The sequence below is a fragment of the Bacillus cereus group sp. Bce041 genome (assembly GCF_052646455.1).
Map to the genome: position 1 here is coordinate 154,214 of NZ_JBQXON010000008.1, position 19,109 is coordinate 173,322.

The window sequence follows — 19,109 nt, forward strand, 5'->3', positions numbered from 1 at the left end:
ATATATTATTTACCTATTTAAATGGAGTAGAATAATAAAGGGCATGCACACTACATATTTCTCTTTCGTGAGGGAATGGTATGTATATAACAATTCAAAAATAAAGGAGAGCATCTGCATGAATTATAAGATGTTTAGGGCTATCAATCGTCTAGCTGGTCGTAACTCAACATTGGATACATTTATGATACTTATTTCACAAAAGACTCGATTCCTGTACATTTTCTTATTAGCCTTAATGTGGTTTAGAAACAATTCCTACAAAAAAATTATTTTATTTGCAGGGGTATCAGTAGGGTTCGCATTATTTATAAACCGCTTTATCCAGCTCTTTTATTTTAAACCTCGTCCATTTGTTATACATCGTGTGCGTTTACTTATCCCATCAAAGAATAATTCCTCATTTCCTAGTAAACATACAGTCTTAGCATTTGCCTTAGCGACCTCCGTTTTACTTCGTGAACGTTTATTTGGCTCAATCATGTGGTTCTTAGCAATTTTGACAGGTTTTTCACGTATCTGGCTAGGGCATCATTATCCATTTGATATCATAGGAAGTGCCTTCATAGGAATCTTAACCAGTATAGCTATTGGCGGTAATACACATTTATTTAATTCTTTTGTTACCTGGATTATAAATGTATATAGAAAATTAATTTTTGTGGATTTGAATCATTCCTGATGATATTTTTGATAAATCACAGCACATAATTTTGCACATTTTTTACTAAAGTTACTCTTCTTTGAAATACATTTTGCCGTAAAATCACAAATATCTAGGGAATCCCTTAATAATTCAATTTGATTCTGATTTGATATAAAGGAAAAAGTGTTAAAAAATCTTAGCATATTCTTTTTCTTTAAGTAGAAGATAATAGCATAAATATTTCTCTGAAAGGAGCAATAATCACTTGAAGAAAAGAAAATATTTACTTGCTATCATGTCTACTATTTTATCTGTAGGTTTTTTGTGCGGTTGCAATGGCGTTGATGAGAATGAGCCAGATCCAACTGAAGAACCTTCTGAAGAAATTCAAGAAAAGAATAATCAATAACAGGTTAATGTAAAGATTATCATTGGCTTAGAGCGGATTCTTACATTTAAGAGAACCTAATTGAAGTAGAACAATATAAGGTAATCAAATAGAATAAAACAAGAAAAAATACCTCTTATACCTTATTTTATTAGATATGGTACAAGAGGTGTTTTCTGTTTATGGGTACATTTCAGAAATTTATACATTTACTTCTTATTTCCTAACAATTGTCACTGTAACCAGGCCACTTGCCTTTTCAAAATACTCATGCTAAGCATCCTGATTTTAAAACAAAAAGTTTACTTTCTATATAAACTAATCCCGCAACCAACTAGGAAATCAAAATCTAACTGTTGTCTTCATTAGTCAAGTAACCGTAATTAAAACTAGCTCCCTGCTTACTTATTATTGAGTAATAAGAATACTTAAGTAGTTTGAAGTAAATATTATAACTGTTACAAATCAAAAGGAGGTCATTATAATGAACAAACAAAGAGCACAAGAGATTGCCGCTTCACCAGTCATGGCTAACGTAACGTATAATGGGGTTCCAATTTATATTCAAAATGTGACTGAAAATAATGAAACAGCTAGAATTTATCCTATTAATGAACCAGAGAATGAACAAGAAATTCCTTTATCCAACTTAATAGAACATTAATTGGTTACATGTTACCTCAATAAATAATTACTCAAACATACAAACACCATTTTGACACTCCCACGGCTAAAGCCGCAAGTCCTACACCTTACGGTGTAACGGATGGGATTCTTGAATGACTAACCGTTCGCAGTTCATTTCTGTTTTGAACAGCCTTCAAGATGAGGGTGTGCCATCACCCCTCCTAAGACAGACCATATAGGTTCTTAGGCTGATTGACTATTACCATCAATCACAGTTGCGTAGCGAATGTTCATCGCCCCAACGATATCACGGTGCTTCTCAAATCCACATTGGCACTTATATTTTCTATCTTGTGCTTTGTTCTTTTCAGAACACTTCGGACATGTTTGACTTGTATAAGAAGGGTTCACATATTCGGTCTTTATACCAACTAATTTCGCTTTGTACTCGATGAATTTCGCTAGACGAAAGAATGACCAAGTGTGTAGATTTCTTTCGTTTTTACGGCTTGTTCGTGCCGTCTGTCTAATGTTCGTTAGTTGCTCTAATCGAATGACAGAGATATTATTATTCGTTGCGAAATCAACGATTTCACGACTCACTTTGTGGTCTTGGTCTTGCATCCATCTTTGTTCTTTATCATCAAGTTGCCGAAGGGCATTCAATTTCTTGGCTTCTCCTAACTTTTTGCGAATACTACGAAACTTACGTTTCATATATTTATCTTGTCTACCGTTTCCGAAGAAACGAACCTTATCATCGTTTGTGATGGCCACTGCAGGAACTTTGAGACCTAAGTCCACTCCTAAAATCTTTGTTCCCATTTTTTCATTTGTAGGGATTGTGACAGACATTTGAGCGATCCATTTAGCAGATTTCTTTGTGATACGAAGTGTACCTAACTTATGTTTCAATAATTCAAAATTTCGATTGTATTTGCCAGTTAATAAAGCACGAATCTTGAACCGAGTTGACTTTCCATTTACCATAAAGGGCATTGAAATGTGTGTGAAGTCAAATGAATAGTTTTGATTATTCCACACGCAAACAGGTCTTTTTAGAATCGGAACAATTTTATATTTACTCTTTTTCACTTTTGTAGAAAATACACTTTTGGCATCTTTAATCGCTTGATTTTTAACCGCGCTTGGAAGGTTGGCTTTAATATCCTTTGTACTTTTCTTCGTGCTTTTCTTCGCTTCAACCATTTCAGATACCAGTGTATTAATGAGCTTGATATAATCGGAACTACTTTGTTCCAATAGCCGAATTTGTTCTTTTGTCGGAAGCAATTTAACTTTGACCGTGATGGTTTGTGTCACAAGTTTCACCCTCTCGTTTTTTGACTTTCAACATAATGTTGTATTGTTTCACTTGATACATTCCCAGCCGTAGAAATAAAATAGGAACGTGTCCACAGACTTGGCAAATGCACGAGATGAGAAAATTCTTCTCTTAAACGCTTCGACGTCAAGCCTTTAACTTTCGCCATAATGTCCGCAGGACTAAGTGTTGGTAGTGCATTTAAGAACAAGTGGACATGGTCTTTGTCACATTCCATTGCAATAATAACAATATCTAGTTCGTTACATAGCTCTTGAACCAACGCTTTGAAACGTTCTTCTACTTTTGCGTTAAGAAAAATCTTTCTTCTGTATCGTGGGCAAAACACAAAATGGTAGTTAATTAAGGAAACGGTTGTTTTGGTTTTTCTATAATCATTTATCATACTTACAATGTATCAGTTCGATTACAAAACTACAACGAGAAAAGTGAAAAATTAAAGGATACTCACATTTTGGATACCTAAATTGCCACAAACCTTGCGGTTATTTAGTAGCACTCCGTATCCAACCTCACTTTCATCCCATGCCTAAAGGCGATAGGCTTTCTCGTTCGTGAAGGACTGTAAGTGGTGCTTGTATGTTTGAGTAATCTTATTTTCTATTTTCTTCTAGCTAATTAGGTTAATAAGGATTAAAAACATTTTTGATTGGTGGTTACAATCCTCTTTAATAAAGCAGCAAAAAACTACCAAAATTATAGTGGCATTTACTACATAAATGACTTATTTAAATTAGTGATAACAATGGACCTCCAACGGCACCAGTAAAAAGGCAAAAACATGCCTCACTAGTTTATGAAGCGCTCAAGCAAACTTAAATTCCCTTTCATTAAATTCAAAAGATGAAGAAGTAAAACGTGTATGTCATGTATGTTAGAAATGAACAGCGTCACTGCTGATTTAAAGGATAGAGTTTCCGTATTAGAACGTGAATAACCTTAATATAAAGAGTTTTAAGTAAACTGGAGGAAATCACCATGTCTCACCTACCCGAATGGACACTTGTCATTCTCCGCTCTGTATTCATATTAATTGTTTTATTTACTATCACAAAATGGTTAGGAAAAAGGCAAATCTCTCAGCTTTCCTTTTTCGAGTACGTAGCTGGAATGACAATCGGTGGTATCGCCTCTCAAGTATCTACAGGGCTAGACCAAAAAATTTTCCATGGTGTCTTGGCCATACTTATTTTCGCTTCGGTACCTTTTTTCGTAGGAATTCTTTCCTTAAAAAACAAAGCCGCGAGGAATTTCTTTGAAGGTAAGTCTACAGTTTTAATAAAGGATGGTAAAATACTTGAGGATAATTTAAAGAAAGAAAAGTATACCAGTGATGAATTACTTGAACTTCTCAGAGGAAACGGAGCCTTTAGTATATCCGAAGTAGAATTTGCCGTCTTAGAACCAAGCGGAGAATTAAATGTATTATTAAAGAAAGAATCTCAACCACTTACAGCAAAAGATATTGGCTTGAAAGTACCAAATAAAAAGGAACCACAAACTGTTATTATGGATGGAAATGTACTAGATGAACCTCTTTCAGCTAGTGGGCATAACCGCGCTTGGTTACATTCTGAACTAGAAAAAATGGGTGTTGTCATTGAAAATGTCTTTCTCGGTCAAGTTGATTCATACGGACAACTTACTATCGACATTTATAATGATAAACTCCAAATACCTTCTCCTCAAAACAAACCTTTATTACTAGCATCTTTAAAAAAATGCTATGCTGATCTTGAACTATTTTCTTTAGAAACGAAATCAAAAACGGCAAGTGAAATGTATAGTAAAAATGCACAGCAAATTGAAGCTATTTTAAACAAGGTAACCTACCTTCTAAAGGAATAAAAAAGGACATTCTCACAAGCGTCCTTTTCTCAGAGCGTCGGAAAACCCTTTAGGGGTTTCCCAACACTCTGACATCTTTGTAGATTTTAGCGAATGAAAACAATAAATGAGGATGGATTTGGGCTACTTTACTAGGATTAGGAACCGTTTTAGGTTTATTAGCAACGCGCGTAATTCAAATATGACAAGATCTAGCCAACAATCCTGGAAAGACTTCACCTTGAAGTAAATAGGTATTAGTCATTAACTTAATGAATTCAGGCTGTGTAAGATAATTGTTTGGATTCTTTAATACCTTGAGAACTGAATCATTTTTAATTTCCTTACCGTCTTTATCTTCCACAACAATCTCAGCCAACATCATTTGATTACTTATATCTTGTAGTAATTCATAAACAACACTAGATTCCAAGATATTATCATCGCCTGCATATCTACCACCATATCGAACAGTATTATTAAAAATATCTTCGAACAAACCTCGCTTTTCAGCTTGTTTAAATAAAAAATTTGAAAATCTGTCCCTTAAACCCAATTTCTCATCGCCTTTCAATTAACGAACGTTTCCGGATCCGTTAAAGTAGCTTTGTTCATATTTTAAATTTAACCTTTGCTATGCATGTTAGACAATTATGCATGGACAATTTCCCAAAAAGTATATAGCTAAATATAATATTGTGGAAAACAAGATTAAGATAAGGAGTGATTGTCTTTGTACCGTCAGTATTGTTATAAAGTCCCTTATACCTATGCCCAATGTATGGCGGATTGCACACCTGGAGCTCCAGGTTTCGAATATGAATGTCGGCCTATATGTTGGCCGTATAAAACAAGACCTTGGTATCTACAATGTACAAGACCTACGGCATATACACCTTATGGCATGAACCAAACTGTACCTTATAATCCACAGCCATCTTTTTCTCCCTATTCCTATCCTGGAACGATGTACGTAGATTCGCATAGTACCCCTTCCCCTTCAAATGATCCTTGTATGAAAGAATGTGCAAAAGGTGGAAGTAGTCCTTTAGATTGTTGCTATTACTGCGGATGGTGCTAACATATATTCCCAGAACCCCAAAGAGCTTTTGGCATCAGGTAGGTATTGTATCATTATAAAAAAACCCATCTTATCTAAGTTGGGTTTCTTATTTTGACGAATATATAAATTTACATAAAAACGTTCTTCTCCTGATTTAGGTGCCAAGCACTTATGAAGGACTTAAAAATACACGCTATTATAACGATTAGAGTTTTTTCTGTTACAACTCTAGAAGTTCCATTTTCACATATACAGTTTGTTGAAAATTTCAGGATTTTTTTCGAATAATCTCTGTTAAATAACAATGTTGACATTCCATCAAAAAAAGGACCATTTTTGGTCCTTATAATTAATCCCTTCGACTTAGCCCTTAGACTCAAGAACTGAAAGGCGTGCCTCGAGATTAGCTAAATTTGCATGTAGCTGAACATTTTCTGCTATGAGTCTTTCATTTTTCTCGATTAACCCTTGAATAGCTACCAAAGCTACCCCCTGTATGTCTATACTTGAAATATGTTTATTATCAGCTCCACTGAGCCCGAAGGTGTCATGGAAATCCTGAGCAGTCGGGCCAATGTGACGCTCACTGGCCGTGTCATCTTTGTAGTTCCAAGAATGGATTGGCATGCTTGCCAATTTATCAAGAATCTGGAGAGCGTTAACATCAGAGAAATTTTCCTTAGTGTTCTTGTCGCTGTTAAGCTTAACCCCCTTTCCATAGATGTCACCCTTCACTGTAAGGTATCCCCCTACAAAGAGGTCACCTCTTATATCGCCACCAGAGGTAGTAGAAAATGAACCATTATTTGAAATACTAAATACCTTACGATTTTGGTTAAGAGCTGCAAAAATATCTCCTAATCCATCCTGCCAGATTTCCACACATGGAATGCCTTGGCCGCCTTGACTGTCAACTAGAATTCTCCGAGTTTTCACTCCACCTGTAACGTCAACATTACCTTCAAACAAACCTGCTAATCTTCCGCCTTTTCCCCAGACACCAACTCCGTATTGACTAGTTCCCAGCACAGCAGAAGCATTTGGATGATTAACTGTATTGTTTGCCCAGACCCTACCCTTGATAATCTCAACATCACCTTCAAACAGACCTGCTAATCTTCCACCTTTTCCCCAGACACCAACTCCGTATTGACTAGTTCCGTACACACCAGAAGCATTTGGATGATTAAATTTGTGGTTGCCCCAAACTGCCGGTCCACCAGTACTATCTCCAAAAACCGCCGCAACATTTGGATCATTAGAAGTGCCATGCAAGTTAGCCATTTAAGCTCCTCCTTATGTGCCATTCCATTCAAAAAGATATTAGTAAAAACTTCATATTACAAATATATTTTGAATGCTATGTTTAAGAACTGAAAGCTCAATATACACTATGTTTATCCTTAACTTAGATAACAGTTTAATAAAAAAATCAACACTACTCTTTAACATCGCTTAATTTTAAAATAGAACTGGTCAAAAAATACCATTCGTGTTTTACCTATAAGTTTCATCTAAATAATCATCATAATCATCTTCTGGAATAGCATCCTCCATCATATTTAATGTTTCTTTATGACAAATTAACATAGCCACGAAACCATCAATATGCTCCAGTGATTTACGCTTAGATGGTGTTTTTAAATTATTAATATTAGTTATTACTTTTGCATTGCTTGCACAAAAAATAAGTAAAGGATTGTCCGTTATCATCCGCTCCTGAAGTAATAGTATTTCAAAATCATCAAAAGGCTCATTCATATGTGTTGGATACTGTGGAACTTCCACACATTGAATACCAAGCATTTCCCATGTAAATATACGTAATAAAGCGACAATGAAGTTATTTATGTTTAAAAGTTAAAACAAGTATAACCCCGTTCTATAATTAGGACGAGGTTATACTTAAAATCGTTTAATTTTTGATGTAAGATATTCACTACCAAAAAATATAACAATAAATTCGTTTAAAAATGACTTCTTTGGCTCTTTTATATATTTCTTCTTGAGCGTTTATACATTTTCATTGTAACTAACCAGCTCATAATTGTGATTCCTGCAAAAATTAATAGCAAATTACTATACAAATGAGTGGACAGATCAGCATTTATAGGTAATAATTTTCGATTTAGCAAATGTATCGATAATAATCCACCTACAATCGCAATACCCATTCCTTCTGATAGAAAGCTTGTAAAATTAAGCAAACTCATCCCAGCACCTGTTTCCTTTTGTTCCAAACTACTTGAAACAATGGTAGAGATAACTGTTTTCGTAAAAGAAAGCCCGCCAAAAACAAAAATTACTATAATTGTTATGACCCAAGGCGTTGTTTTTATAAAAAGGGCAGCTACTAAAAAGCTTATAGAAAGAAATGCAACTCCAGTTGTTAATACAAATAGAGAACCTTTCTTATCAACAAGCACTCCACCAATATAACCGAAAACAATAACACTCATTGCTCCAGGAAAAATAATCCCACTTCCAATTGTGGCAGTACTTAATTGGTAGACATCTCTCATCATATAAGGAACCATAGAAATAAATCCTGCTACGGTTCCCAATATAAGTCCTCCACAAATGATTCCAATCATAAATGATATATTTTTTCCTAGCAAAGGATTAACAAAAGGATTAGACACTTTCCTAATATGTTTAACAAATATCAAGAAACATATAATGCTAACGACTAGAAAGGAAATTCTATAAGATGTCGTAAACATTATAAAAAATACAATACCGACGGACATAAATATTATTCCTTTAACATCAATACTTCCTTTTATTACATCTTCCTGTTTCAATAATTTTGCAAGGAAGGGAACCGTGATAATCGTTACAACAGGCAAAAGTAGTATATAAGACCAATGAGCATATTCGGCAATTACTCCACCAACAGATGGTCCGACACCTTCTCCCATTGCTACAATGGACCCAATAAGCCCAAATGCTTTACCGCTATTTTTTTTTGGAATATAGCGCGCAACAACAACCATTACAAGTGCTGGAAATGCAGCTGCGCCAGCTCCCTGAATAAACCGAGCCATAATAAGTACAGAAAAGAACGAATGTCCAACAAACCCGATAACTGATCCGAAGCAATTCACTATAATTCCAAATAAGAGTAGCTTTTTGATGCCTAACTGATCTGATAGTTTTCCATATACAGCTGTTCCTATAGAAAAAGTTAATATGAACGCTGTGTTTATCCAGTTTATACTTGCTGGCTCCTTATTAAATTCACTAGCGATATCGGGTAATGTAACATTCAAAACCATTTCGTTTAAAACACTGAAAAAAGAAAGAACACAGAGCCATAATAAAATTTGATTATGGCGTAATATTGAATGTGAATGAGATGAATTCACACTTTACCCTCCAATAATAAGGGTAGACGTAGTTTATAGGGTCATTGATACGCTTTCCCTCTTTAAATGTACCCAATTATATTTATTGCACTTCATAAGTAATTCCTCCCCAAAAATGATTTATAAATTATATCACACATATATAATTTAAAATAAAACATATTCTACAATACGTTGTGCATAGATAATAAATTAATTCGACAATCCGGAAATAACATATTTGTGCATAAAGAAATAAAATTCCTTAAAGAGAAGCAGGTTGAGGTTCTTGAGAGTCAAGCTTATTTTGAAGCTGTGGCAAAGATGATTGAACAAAACAATTTAATTCTTTTAGAACAGATGAAAGCTCTACAGCTAATTCAGAAATAACAAACTTATGATTGATTAATTCTACATATGCTTCCATAAATATTGTATCTTTATTTATACAATCAGCCTCTGTTTTTACAGGGGCTTTTGTTATACGTTGATTCATATTTTGAATTTGAATGGTTTCTTTCACATGTAGGAATAGATCTTCTAATAATCCTGGTGTCGACTCTAATTCCTGCTTTTCAATTTCCTCTGTGACAGCACTTATAAATTCCCATAGTACTTTTGCACCTAATAGTTCTGCTAATCGCTTTTCACGCATTTCAAATGTTTTCATGTTCATGCAAATACACTCCTATTATTTATATATAATGATAAAAATATTATTTTTTTATGTAAAATTTCCTAAAACACTTTCCAAACTTACATTTCTAAAAAATAACTACATAATCTTAAAAATCTAATATTATTCAACACACTTCGTGTTGTTCCGAATCAAAAAAATTGTTTGGACTGTAACACCATAAAAATTCGCTAATTTTATTTTTATATTATCCCGTGGAATTCTCTGACCATTTTCATACATTTGCAATGTACTAACACTGATTCCCACAGCCCTTGCCACTTCTTCTCTAGATTTTTCATTTCTTAAATTAATTAGATTTTTGGCCACTCTTTCATAATTCATTTCTTCTCCCCCTAAAACCACATTTCGTGTTGTTACTTAAAATATAAACTGCACACTTTGTGTTGTCAATAGATTCTAATTATCAACTTTTAAAAATTTTAATTATTTAACACATATTGTGTTAATATATTATCAGGTGATAGAATGAAAACGTTTGGAAATATAATTCGTGATTTAAGAAAACAAAGAGGAATTACGCAAAAAGAACTTGCTCACTCGCTTCAGTTAAGTGAAAGTACAATTGGTATGTACGAACGTAATGAACGTCAACCTGATTACAATACCTTGATACGTATAGCAGATTACTTTAATGTATCTACTGATTTTCTTCTAGGGCGAGATTTTAATGTTACAGAGGACGAGAACAAAATAGAACTAGATCAATGGCTAAAAGATATAAAATTTGCACCTTCCCAAAAGCGTGAAGAATTAAAACGTTTTTGGAAATTTTTAATGCAAGAAGAAAAGTAATCAAATAAACCTCCACCTTGACAGGGTGGAGGTCTTGAGTTCGAGCCTCTCCGGGGTCATACTGATAGAAACCATGTCAAATTAACGTTTGATGGGGTTTTTATTTGTTTACACAAGCTCCCTAAAAAGTCAGTGTTCACATTCTCTACAAAATCTCTCTTATTTTATTAACTGAACCTTCCCCCATAGTTAGTAATACATGTGAGTAAGTGTCCAAAGTAATTTTGGTGTTACTATGCCCTAACCGCTCGGAAATCAATGTTACATTCACACCTTTAGCTAAAGGTGTGAATGTAACAATATCCGCTAAACTTTAAACTTCGAGTTAATTATTATTAAACTACAAAATAAAAGAAGATGGCTTGATTTTAATTTTTATCATTTTTAACTTAATATCCCATTACAAATTTACTTTCTTATAAATTCATTGACTGATGCGCCTTAATTCTTACATAATCGATTGTTTCCCCTCTTTTCCTTCGTTGAGCTTTTTAGAAAAGTTTCTTATTTCTATTATAATACTCCTCAGCTCTTCATATGATATGGAATGATTTTCTGCTTCACTAAGGGCGCCATACAATGTCTCTGGTCCACCCTAATGGCTTATTAAGCTTAAAATTGTGGTCTTAGTAAATCCATCTTATTAATATTTGTTTTAATAACTTATCTAGTTCAGCTCTCACATTCTCAACTACATAATTTCTCATTCTTAGTACAATATTTTCTATCTTCATTGTAAAAATACAATAAATCACTAAGAACCTCTGGCCAAATTAGTGATTACTTCAACCCACAATTATATAGTGACATTCCTAGACCTTTACCTTAGCTGCCTCATTACTTATTTCAGTAGCCCACTTATGCCATTTTAATAGAGCTAATCCTGTACGAGTCTTAGAAGTTTCTTTCCATTCCTTATTTAAAAAATCCGAGACTAATGTTCCAACTTCCTTTGATTCTGGTAAACGTCCATATTCTTCTCTATAACTATTAATTAATTTTATTGTCTCAGTTTCCATAACCTTGTTAGCTACAATTAACTTACAATCATCTGAGACATTTATAAGTTTGATTTTATCAGCCTGTTTAATTCCCAATCCCAGTGAATTTAATACAGTAATTGCATTTCTAAGTCCCAATGCCTTTAAATCAGTTTCATTATCAATTCCATCTCTAATATTCTTTATTAAATCTAGAACTCTTTCTGCAGGGGCTGCTCCTAAAAAAGGATGCATTCTTGCATTAACAGTTATTCTATCTCTTGAACTCAGAAGTTGTTTGGTTGTAATACTTTTTGTAGAAAGTTCTGCAAAATGAACAATATATCCATTTTCCCACCTTATTATGCCTAGTCCAAGAAGCCAACTCATAACCTTTTTTATATAAGTATTCAGAGTTTTTTTTGAATACTGAGATTCTTTATACAAATTTATAAATGTTTTTTCAAATTCTTGAGTAGTTACATTAAATCCTTCTCCATGCTGCTCAATTAAAGTCTTTAACAATATATGACTATTGAAAAATTCATATAATTTATTTACCGCTTCAAATTCCGATTCCTGGATTATAGTTATTTTTTCGCCTTGCCTCGTTACGTTTCCAAACATAACCATATCACGAACAAGATTATCTGAAGCTTTAATACCAATTTTCAAATTGTTTGCTATATCAATTAATGTCATTTCTTTTTCATTTAATAGTAACTGTAATAAATCATTATACTTATTTAAATTCACTTGAGGTATATAAGTAATTGTTATCTGAGGAACAGAACCTGTTAAAACATAATCTCTAAAAATATCCCAGTATAGTATCAGTTTATGACCTTTACGTATTATTAAACGCTTATTCAATAACGTATGCAATGTTTCACTTCCAAAATCTTGGTCCACTTTAAAAAAATCTGCTGGAGATTCGCTTGCAATTCTTTTTAAACAAGCTATCTCTGGTGAAGATAATTCATTTAGGTCTCTTTCAAATAATGATTCTATATCGAGTCCTTTTCCCATAATCTCACCTTGTTCAGTACCATTATTGATTAATGAGTACACATGGATACATAACTTTTTCAATAACCATGGGTAACCTTGACAATGGTCAATAAGATACTTTTTCAAGTTGGGATTCAGTGCCTCTCCTAATTCCTTTGAGAATAAACTCAGCGCCCTATTTATCTCTTTTGGAGTAAATGTAGAAAGCTGAAATTCTCGTCTTCTATCTGATAAGCTTTGCCACATATAATATGCTGGATGGTCAGTTGGTGTGGTTCCATCTGTTTTCCAAGCAAACCCAAGAATTATATTTTCTCTAGCAGAATCTATTGCTAACGCTAGTTTTCTTATACTATCAAACAAATCGGCTAGCTCATTTTTTGAGAATATCTCTTCGAACTGGTCAAAAAATAAAACCAGTACTTTATTTTCCTCTTTTAATGATTGTAAAAGCTCAACAATTCCTTCACTCGAAAGAGGATTATTTATACTATTAATAGTGATCTCTTTTGCTGGCTTTGTTACAAACCCTTCACTAATTGCTGAATTTATACAAGAAAGCAGAGAAAACTCACTATACCTACGAGATGTTGCTGCACGTACATCCACTGCATGAATAAAGTATTTAGTTTTATATCTCTTTATCTTAGATTTTGAAACAAGCTTTAATAATACAGAACTTTTCCCCCAGCCAGAGGGAGCTTTGATTGCTAAAAGTCTAGTATTTGAATCATTATCTACAACGGAACTGCAAAACCTAAAAATATCACGTTGTAAATCCTCTCTACCTACAAAATCTTTTGGTCTAGAAGGCCTATAATCTGCCCATTGGTCTCCTCCAGTTACTGTGGCAATATTACTTAGTTCTTCCGTAATTTCTTCTGTTGCCGAAATCTCACCTGAGTCACTGGTTAAAAAATCCAAGTCACTTAATGAAGATGATAATTTTGATACTAAATTAATAACATCTTTATCATTTATATTCCTAGAAGTTTCAGCATCATACAGAACTACCCCATAAGGTACTCCTGCAGAAACGTGCATAACCTTAATAGCCCAAAACCTGCCGTATTCAGTTATTAATAGTGTATTTTCCTCAGAAAAAGTATATTTATCATTTCTATTTAATCGTATAGGATTACATATTTTCCCTGAATTTATTAATAACTCTACTAGTTTATCCGATGTATAAATACTAAGTGTCCTTCTTTGTTCAGGCAGCTTTTGATTCCATTCCTCCTGAAAACCCTTGGCATCCTTCCCTAAAGGACCTGTTGTAAATAGCCATCCAGCTGAAACACCCTTAAAAACTACATTCCCTAATAGCTTTGTAAATACATCTGCCGATAAATTATTTTGATGGGCTTTACATTCTACAAAAATGATTTCACCATTGATACGATGTTTCGCTAATAAGTCTACCTCCATAGCTGTAATTCTTATTTCATCAACTACATCATACTGAAGAATAGATAACAGTTCCTTACCTAGTTCCTCTAGTATTCTTCCCTTTTCAGTATTTGTAGCCTTATCTGATACCAATATCTCTATACCATTTCCCATAAATTTACCACCTTAAATATTATCTTTTAAATATGTTAGGTATATATATCCAATATCTAAATTATAGCATTAAAAAAAGAGAAACAACTACACTTTAAAGAAAAATAACCAGAATAATTAAAATAATCTAAATGAAATCAAAACACTACCATTTTCTATAATTTATCAGTGCATTATTAACATACCATTTCGACTATAGTATTTAGTGATGTCAGACATATATTATTTCTCCAAATCAATTGTTAGAAATGTAATATTTCATTCTGTAGTAAACAATATAAAAGACGTATCAATTATTGTTAAGTGAATAGAAGGTATTCAACTCATTGTTCCTATAGGTATTACCACTAAGCACGTTAAGGAGATTGTACAATAGAAAGTATCTACTATCGTTCAGAAGCTAAAAGCGATCAACGAAATTAATAAATCAACTTTATAAAAGGAATTTCCAATTGAGAAAAATTTGCTTATTTAAGATAAAACCATAGATTAACAGTATATAGAGAAGAAGTGCTACAGAAAGTGCAATTAAACTTTGTAAGAGGAAGATAAGAAGAGGTAACAATTGCTGAAGTTGTTCAAGATTTGATTTCTTGAACACTTTAAAATGAAGTTACAATCACGTTTACAGCTACATTGAGCTAAGATGAATGTTATATCTAATTGTGTGCAGCTGAAGAAGCAGCAATACATTGGAGTTCTTGTTCACCTGAGGATATTATCTATTATATCTTTTTAGGAAGGTATTATCTGACCTTACCTTTTAGAATTATTGGTAACAATAGTTGTTCTGAAACACCTATAGTGTTTTATAGACAAAGAATGGTTGATAGCAACCGAGGATTATTATAATGTTTCTCACCCACACAAAAATAATTTGAAAAATTAATGAAAAATATGCAAAGTAGACACATATCATCTGAACCACTCAAAGATATTCATCCTCTCTTTAGTTTTCACTCTAGCAAATATATCACTCTATTTATTCGTTTTCCTTCTATATCTTCTCTAACGTACAGTTAACAGTCCAAAAAATGTGCTCAAATGCATATATAGTTTTAATATCAAACCTTTTAAAACTAATCATCGTGTATACAAATAATACCCACTTAAGTTACTTATTAAAACTATGTAATGATAAACCATAAATTCATGAATCAAAGTCAATTTGGAAATTATCGGTATAAACACTTTGTGCACGCTTGAGTTAATAAAGAAACCATATATTTACTTTACATAGATTGTATTCCTTTAGAAAAGAACACTTAATCCTTCTCCTTTTTGAGTTTCATAGTATTTAAAAAACACATTATAATAGTTCATTTCTAAAGAAATTGAAAATATCAACTTAAGAAGAAATATACCAGGTTCTCCCACTAACACTATAAATTTTCTGTATTCTCATCATTAAAACTAATTACATAATTCAATTCATTTCTTGATTATATACAAAAAATCCCCCAATAAAGGGGGATTTTACTTAGTATATCAAACACTAACAACTTCTTTAGAAGCCTTTCTTATTTCAACAAATCTGTTAACTGATAACATTCCATAATCTTCTCCAGCCACTAATACCTTATCTTCAAAGTACTTTAGTTCTTTTTTATCTTTGAAGTAATGATTTACATCCAATTCAAACTCACCTTTTGTATCCTCATCTTCTAAATGGACTTTGAGAAGAATAAATGTTTTCTTAAAACAATGCTCAAATGAAAATTCATGTAATATATAATGATAAAAACCATGATTTTTCGTGATTTTTCCCGCATTCGCTTTTGCCTTCGGCATCTCGGCTTTACAGATTTCATCCAACTGATCCAAAATATCCTTACTACTAAAATTACTACATGTAACTTTTACTAAATACCCTACAATTTCATAGTAGCCCAATTCATGCCCCTTAATCATGAGGTATATTAAATTTCTTAGATATGATTCTTTGTGCTTATTTACCTCAGATCCATTCTTTTCTGGCAATCTTTTAAACGCCTTAGTAAAATCTACTTCTTTTGTAGTTGGTTTATTTACATTATTATTTTTGAATTTATTCAATTCTTTTGACTCAATCGGCTCTTTTAGCTCACTTGATTCATCCTTAGTATGTCGAAGAATTACAATAAATGTTTCTGTTAATACCTTAAGTTCATTATGAGTAGTAGCCCAAGCTGCCAAAGATATTTCTAAATCATGTAGTTTGCGGGTGAATTTCTCTATCGAGTCTTCCCCTACAGCAACTTCAATATCTATTTTTGATTTCACTACATCATAATATTCTTCTAAAATATATGAAAATTCCAAGTTATCATTTTTTATTGATGAGATAAATAAATCAAATAGTGCACCAAAAAATATATTCATTAGCTTTTCTTCATAATCTTCAAGTGTCTCATTTACATTTTCCTTAAAACACTTCTTACTATCCGATTTAAGATATGTAGGTGTAAAACTAAATAGTGATTGAATAAATTGCTGATTTAATTTAGTAAACGATTCTTTATTACTTTCATTAATTAATTCTTTGTTTCGAAAAATCAATGTTTGATACAGATCAACAATTGATTTAAACTTTTTTTCTGAGTTCATAATAAGACCTATTAATTCATTAGTCTTATCATTAGAACTAAAATTAATTATATTTTGAAAAATCTCTTCTGCATTCTTGTGAATTGATTCATAAGAATCAGAGATAGAAGTTTGACTTGATTTTTTAAGATTAGAATGTAACAGCTGATATTGAGATTCGAGAATAGTACATAATTCTCCAATAAAATCAGATGGATCTATCTTTATGTAAGATTTATAGTGATAACCTTTTTCTACATACTCATCTATAAATATCTCTTCTTTTTCTCTATCCGTATCACATTCATATTTTCTCTTTGGATATGATATTTCTAAAGAATTTATCAACAGTTCGGTTTTACCTTTACTCTTTTTATTAAGTTCGGTCCTAAATGCTGTAAAATTAATAGAAGAAAAGAGCTTTACTCCATAATACAAAACTAAACCTAATGTAATAAACGAAAGTATAATAATAAATATTCCTTGATTATTACTCTTTAAAAATTCCCATGGAGAAAAAGCATACACTATAATTGTAACAAAATTACAAAGCGCAACAATTAATTGACAATAAAATAAATCAGTAACAAAATTGGCTTTAGTACTATTATAAAAGGCTTCTTTTCTCTCTCTATAAGTAAATACATATAGAGTAACTGACGCAGGAATTAAAAAGATAATATATCGAAATACATATGAATCAATTAATTTCGAAACATCCTCAGAACTTTCTGGGAGCATATACGCTATCATATAAAAAATGGCTACAACTCCACAGATAACAAAAAGAAATACTTTACGGAACATAGCCGTACTCAATAGAAAATAACAGTTAGTTTTAATGACTAATAATTTTTTTTTAAACTGTTGCCTCATAAAACTCCATTTAGTTTTAAGGGCTAATAACATCTTTTTAGACTGTTGCCTCATAAAACTCCATTTAGTTTTAAGAGCTAATAACATCTTTTTAGGCTGTTGCCACATAATTTTGTCGGAAGTACTCTTCTATTACTCTGGGTTCAATTACTTTATTGTAATCGTTCCCCCAGGCATTTAACCATGGCGTTTCATTATGTGTCATTTCTACTAAAATATTAGCTGGTAACTGTCCAAGTTGTTCCCAAGTATTTACTATAGTATTTTCTTCGTTCTCTGTTAAATTATAATCTTCATACCAATAATCATCTTCAATGTTAGAATAACCATATTTTTTAAAAGCATCATAAACCTCTTTAACTACTGGACCATATTTCCATGCAGACATATTTTCATTAAATAGGTTTTCACCATGCATAACCCTGTGCATACCGAATGTATAATACAACAATTTTTGAATTTTTAAATTAGTCAAACTTGTTTCAGGTGCATTTCCAAGATTATTAAGGTGAATCATATACCTAGCTACATCCAAAGCTCTAGCCATTATAATACACCCCCTTATTAAGTAGGAAAAACTTATAGTCTTCCTCTACCTTTATCATACCTTATTTAAGCATTTTTTGAAAGATATGATGCATGCTAATTCTCCATTAACTTAAAATTTAGGAAAACCCAAAATAATTAACGAAATATACTTACAAATCACTCGTTATTTTTAAATATATGATGTAACTCATTGAATTGTGCATAACCAATCTAAAAATATACCCTAAAGCAAAAAATGTAACACCTAAATCGTTTCTTCCATACTCTTTTACGCAAAATAAATTATCATTTCAGCATTATATAGGCCATTTAAAACATAATTTTGTAGTCACTAATGGTCATATGACTTACAAAAAACTATGTGATCCTAAGAAATTTTTGATTTTCATACACTGATTAAAATGGCTTTAAATCAACACTTATCCCGTAGCTCACAGGGAGAGCCCACCTTGACAGGGGGAGCTTTTAATTCGTACCTCTCTGAATCGTATAAATTGTTGATAATTTCATATTTTGACCTAAATCAATGATGACCACCGCTCAAGTTTTGATTGAACCTTTTCCTTTAAATCTCATTCAGAATGAAGGAGATTTTTTTATGTCTATCAGTTAATCCACTAAAAAACCACCGTAAAAAACGCTCCTCCCTCAACTGAAAAGCTAGCAAAATTCCAAAAAAATTCTGTAGAGCTTGTTTTTAACCGTTACTTTGAAATCAAAGTAACACAACATACATGTTACATTTTTCAGAAAAAACACTTTGTTCACACATGTTTTCTAACGAATGTAAGGCAATATTCTTTTGAAATATATCTTAATTTTATTTCGAT

Annotated in this window: 17 protein-coding genes and 3 pseudogenes; 7 read left to right on the forward strand and 13 right to left on the reverse strand. The window is 32.3% G+C overall.

Annotated features, from left to right (window positions below; translation table 11 throughout):
• Positions 1-118 precede the first annotated feature (118 nt).
• The 3 genes from ACUN13_RS22575 to ACUN13_RS22585 all read left to right on the forward strand — a co-directional run bounded on the left by ACUN13_RS22575 (position 119) and on the right by ACUN13_RS22585 (position 1,698).
• Entirely contained in the window at positions 119-682 is a 564-nt protein-coding gene (locus ACUN13_RS22575) for an undecaprenyl-diphosphatase (RefSeq protein ID WP_409532343.1), read from the forward strand.
• 229 nt (positions 683-911) lie between these two features.
• The gene (locus ACUN13_RS22580) at positions 912-1,055 is read left to right on the forward strand and encodes a hypothetical protein (RefSeq protein WP_000746491.1); all 144 of its coding nucleotides are present in this window, start codon (positions 912-914) and stop codon (positions 1,053-1,055) included.
• Between the two features lie 463 nt (positions 1,056-1,518).
• On the forward strand, positions 1,519-1,698 hold the full coding sequence (locus tag ACUN13_RS22585; RefSeq protein WP_157410406.1) for a small acid-soluble spore protein H: 180 nt from the start codon (positions 1,519-1,521) through the stop codon (positions 1,696-1,698).
• Between the two features lie 206 nt (positions 1,699-1,904).
• Here ACUN13_RS22585 and ACUN13_RS22590 read toward each other — a convergent pair whose 3' ends face one another.
• Both ACUN13_RS22590 and tnpA read right to left on the reverse strand, forming a co-directional pair.
• A complete protein-coding gene (locus ACUN13_RS22590) occupies positions 1,905-2,984 on the reverse strand; it encodes an RNA-guided endonuclease InsQ/TnpB family protein (protein WP_445423961.1) in 1,080 nt (359 codons plus the stop codon).
• 5 nt (positions 2,985-2,989) lie between these two features.
• Positions 2,990-3,391: an IS200/IS605 family transposase gene (gene tnpA, locus ACUN13_RS22595; RefSeq protein WP_157410382.1), complete on the reverse strand. Its 402-nt coding sequence runs from the start codon at positions 3,389-3,391 to the stop codon at positions 2,990-2,992.
• Positions 3,392-3,782: 391 nt separating this feature from the next.
• Here tnpA and ACUN13_RS22600 point away from each other — a divergent pair.
• Positions 3,783-3,943, forward strand: a pseudogene (locus ACUN13_RS22600) (DUF1657 domain-containing protein); the annotation flags it as partial.
• A 41-nt stretch (positions 3,944-3,984) separates the two neighbouring features.
• Complete coding sequence (locus ACUN13_RS22605; protein WP_272513012.1) at positions 3,985-4,854, forward strand: DUF421 domain-containing protein; 870 nt, start codon at positions 3,985-3,987, stop codon at positions 4,852-4,854.
• 178 nt (positions 4,855-5,032) lie between these two features.
• Here ACUN13_RS22605 and ACUN13_RS22610 read toward each other — a convergent pair.
• Positions 5,033-5,389, reverse strand: a pseudogene (locus ACUN13_RS22610) (phage portal protein); the annotation flags it as partial.
• Between the two features lie 177 nt (positions 5,390-5,566).
• Between ACUN13_RS22610 and ACUN13_RS22615 the strand changes: the two are divergent.
• Positions 5,567-5,914, forward strand: a complete 348-nt coding sequence (locus ACUN13_RS22615; RefSeq protein ID WP_445423962.1) for a hypothetical protein — start codon at positions 5,567-5,569, stop codon at positions 5,912-5,914.
• A 345-nt stretch (positions 5,915-6,259) separates the two neighbouring features.
• Here the strand turns inward: ACUN13_RS22615 and ACUN13_RS22620 are convergent, their stop codons facing one another.
• The 6 genes from ACUN13_RS22620 to ACUN13_RS22645 all read right to left on the reverse strand — a co-directional run bounded on the left by ACUN13_RS22620 (position 6,260) and on the right by ACUN13_RS22645 (position 10,264).
• On the reverse strand, positions 6,260-7,180 hold the full coding sequence (locus ACUN13_RS22620) for a tail fiber domain-containing protein (protein ID WP_445423963.1): 921 nt from the start codon (positions 7,178-7,180) through the stop codon (positions 6,260-6,262).
• Between the two features lie 213 nt (positions 7,181-7,393).
• On the reverse strand, positions 7,394-7,702 hold the full coding sequence (locus tag ACUN13_RS22625; protein ID WP_445423964.1) for a terminase TerL endonuclease subunit: 309 nt from the start codon (positions 7,700-7,702) through the stop codon (positions 7,394-7,396).
• A 185-nt stretch (positions 7,703-7,887) separates the two neighbouring features.
• Positions 7,888-9,264 (reverse strand): Tet(L)/Tet(K)/Tet(45) family tetracycline efflux MFS transporter, encoded by a 1,377-nt coding sequence (gene tet / locus ACUN13_RS22630; RefSeq protein WP_445423965.1) that lies wholly within the window; start codon positions 9,262-9,264, stop codon positions 7,888-7,890.
• A 33-nt stretch (positions 9,265-9,297) separates the two neighbouring features.
• Positions 9,298-9,360, reverse strand: a complete 63-nt coding sequence (locus ACUN13_RS22635) for a tetracycline resistance efflux system leader peptide (RefSeq protein WP_106081929.1) — start codon at positions 9,358-9,360, stop codon at positions 9,298-9,300.
• Positions 9,361-9,508: 148 nt separating this feature from the next.
• Positions 9,509-9,919 (reverse strand): hypothetical protein, encoded by a 411-nt coding sequence (locus ACUN13_RS22640; RefSeq protein ID WP_445423966.1) that lies wholly within the window; start codon positions 9,917-9,919, stop codon positions 9,509-9,511.
• A 123-nt stretch (positions 9,920-10,042) separates the two neighbouring features.
• Positions 10,043-10,264 carry a helix-turn-helix domain-containing protein gene (locus ACUN13_RS22645; RefSeq protein WP_445423967.1) on the reverse strand — a complete coding sequence of 74 codons (222 nt, stop codon included), beginning with the start codon at positions 10,262-10,264 and terminating at the stop codon, positions 10,043-10,045.
• Positions 10,265-10,408: 144 nt separating this feature from the next.
• On the opposite strand from ACUN13_RS22645, the gene ACUN13_RS22650 reads away from it, so the two are divergent.
• Complete coding sequence (locus ACUN13_RS22650; RefSeq protein ID WP_149212642.1) at positions 10,409-10,735, forward strand: helix-turn-helix domain-containing protein; 327 nt, start codon at positions 10,409-10,411, stop codon at positions 10,733-10,735.
• Positions 10,736-10,880: 145 nt separating this feature from the next.
• On the opposite strand, the pseudogene ACUN13_RS22655 reads toward ACUN13_RS22650, so the two are convergent.
• The 4 genes and pseudogenes from ACUN13_RS22655 to ACUN13_RS22670 all read right to left on the reverse strand — a co-directional run.
• Positions 10,881-11,018, reverse strand: a pseudogene (locus ACUN13_RS22655) (site-specific integrase); the annotation flags it as partial.
• 529 nt (positions 11,019-11,547) lie between these two features.
• The gene (locus ACUN13_RS22660) at positions 11,548-14,289 is read right to left on the reverse strand and encodes an nSTAND1 domain-containing NTPase (RefSeq protein ID WP_445423968.1); all 2,742 of its coding nucleotides are present in this window, start codon (positions 14,287-14,289) and stop codon (positions 11,548-11,550) included.
• 1,488 nt (positions 14,290-15,777) lie between these two features.
• Complete coding sequence (locus tag ACUN13_RS22665) at positions 15,778-17,784, reverse strand: hypothetical protein (RefSeq protein ID WP_445423969.1); 2,007 nt, start codon at positions 17,782-17,784, stop codon at positions 15,778-15,780.
• Positions 17,785-17,821: 37 nt separating this feature from the next.
• The gene (locus ACUN13_RS22670; protein WP_098615675.1) at positions 17,822-18,277 is read right to left on the reverse strand and encodes a Panacea domain-containing protein; all 456 of its coding nucleotides are present in this window, start codon (positions 18,275-18,277) and stop codon (positions 17,822-17,824) included.
• Positions 18,278-19,109: the final 832 nt, after the last annotated feature.

What these genes read in the sequence shown, in the direction of transcription:
- ACUN13_RS22645 (WP_445423967.1), bottom strand. Translation starts at nt 10,264, where the DNA reads ATGAATTATGAAAGAGTGGCCAAAAATCTAATTAATTTAAGAAATGAA.
- ACUN13_RS22665 (WP_445423969.1), bottom strand. Translation starts at nt 17,784, where the DNA reads ATGAGGCAACAGTCTAAAAAGATGTTATTAGCCCTTAAAACTAAATGG.
- ACUN13_RS22585 (WP_157410406.1), top strand. Translation starts at nt 1,519, where the DNA reads ATGAACAAACAAAGAGCACAAGAGATTGCCGCTTCACCAGTCATGGCT.
- ACUN13_RS22640 (WP_445423966.1), bottom strand. Translation starts at nt 9,919, where the DNA reads ATGAACATGAAAACATTTGAAATGCGTGAAAAGCGATTAGCAGAACTA.
- ACUN13_RS22625 (WP_445423964.1), bottom strand. Translation starts at nt 7,702, where the DNA reads ATGCTTGGTATTCAATGTGTGGAAGTTCCACAGTATCCAACACATATG.
- tnpA (WP_157410382.1), bottom strand. Translation starts at nt 3,391, where the DNA reads ATGATAAATGATTATAGAAAAACCAAAACAACCGTTTCCTTAATTAAC.
- ACUN13_RS22575 (WP_409532343.1), top strand. Translation starts at nt 119, where the DNA reads ATGAATTATAAGATGTTTAGGGCTATCAATCGTCTAGCTGGTCGTAAC.
- ACUN13_RS22605 (WP_272513012.1), top strand. Translation starts at nt 3,985, where the DNA reads ATGTCTCACCTACCCGAATGGACACTTGTCATTCTCCGCTCTGTATTC.
- ACUN13_RS22620 (WP_445423963.1), bottom strand. Translation starts at nt 7,180, where the DNA reads ATGGCTAACTTGCATGGCACTTCTAATGATCCAAATGTTGCGGCGGTT.
- ACUN13_RS22650 (WP_149212642.1), top strand. Translation starts at nt 10,409, where the DNA reads ATGAAAACGTTTGGAAATATAATTCGTGATTTAAGAAAACAAAGAGGA.
- ACUN13_RS22670 (WP_098615675.1), bottom strand. Translation starts at nt 18,277, where the DNA reads ATGGCTAGAGCTTTGGATGTAGCTAGGTATATGATTCACCTTAATAAT.
- ACUN13_RS22660 (WP_445423968.1), bottom strand. Translation starts at nt 14,289, where the DNA reads ATGGGAAATGGTATAGAGATATTGGTATCAGATAAGGCTACAAATACT.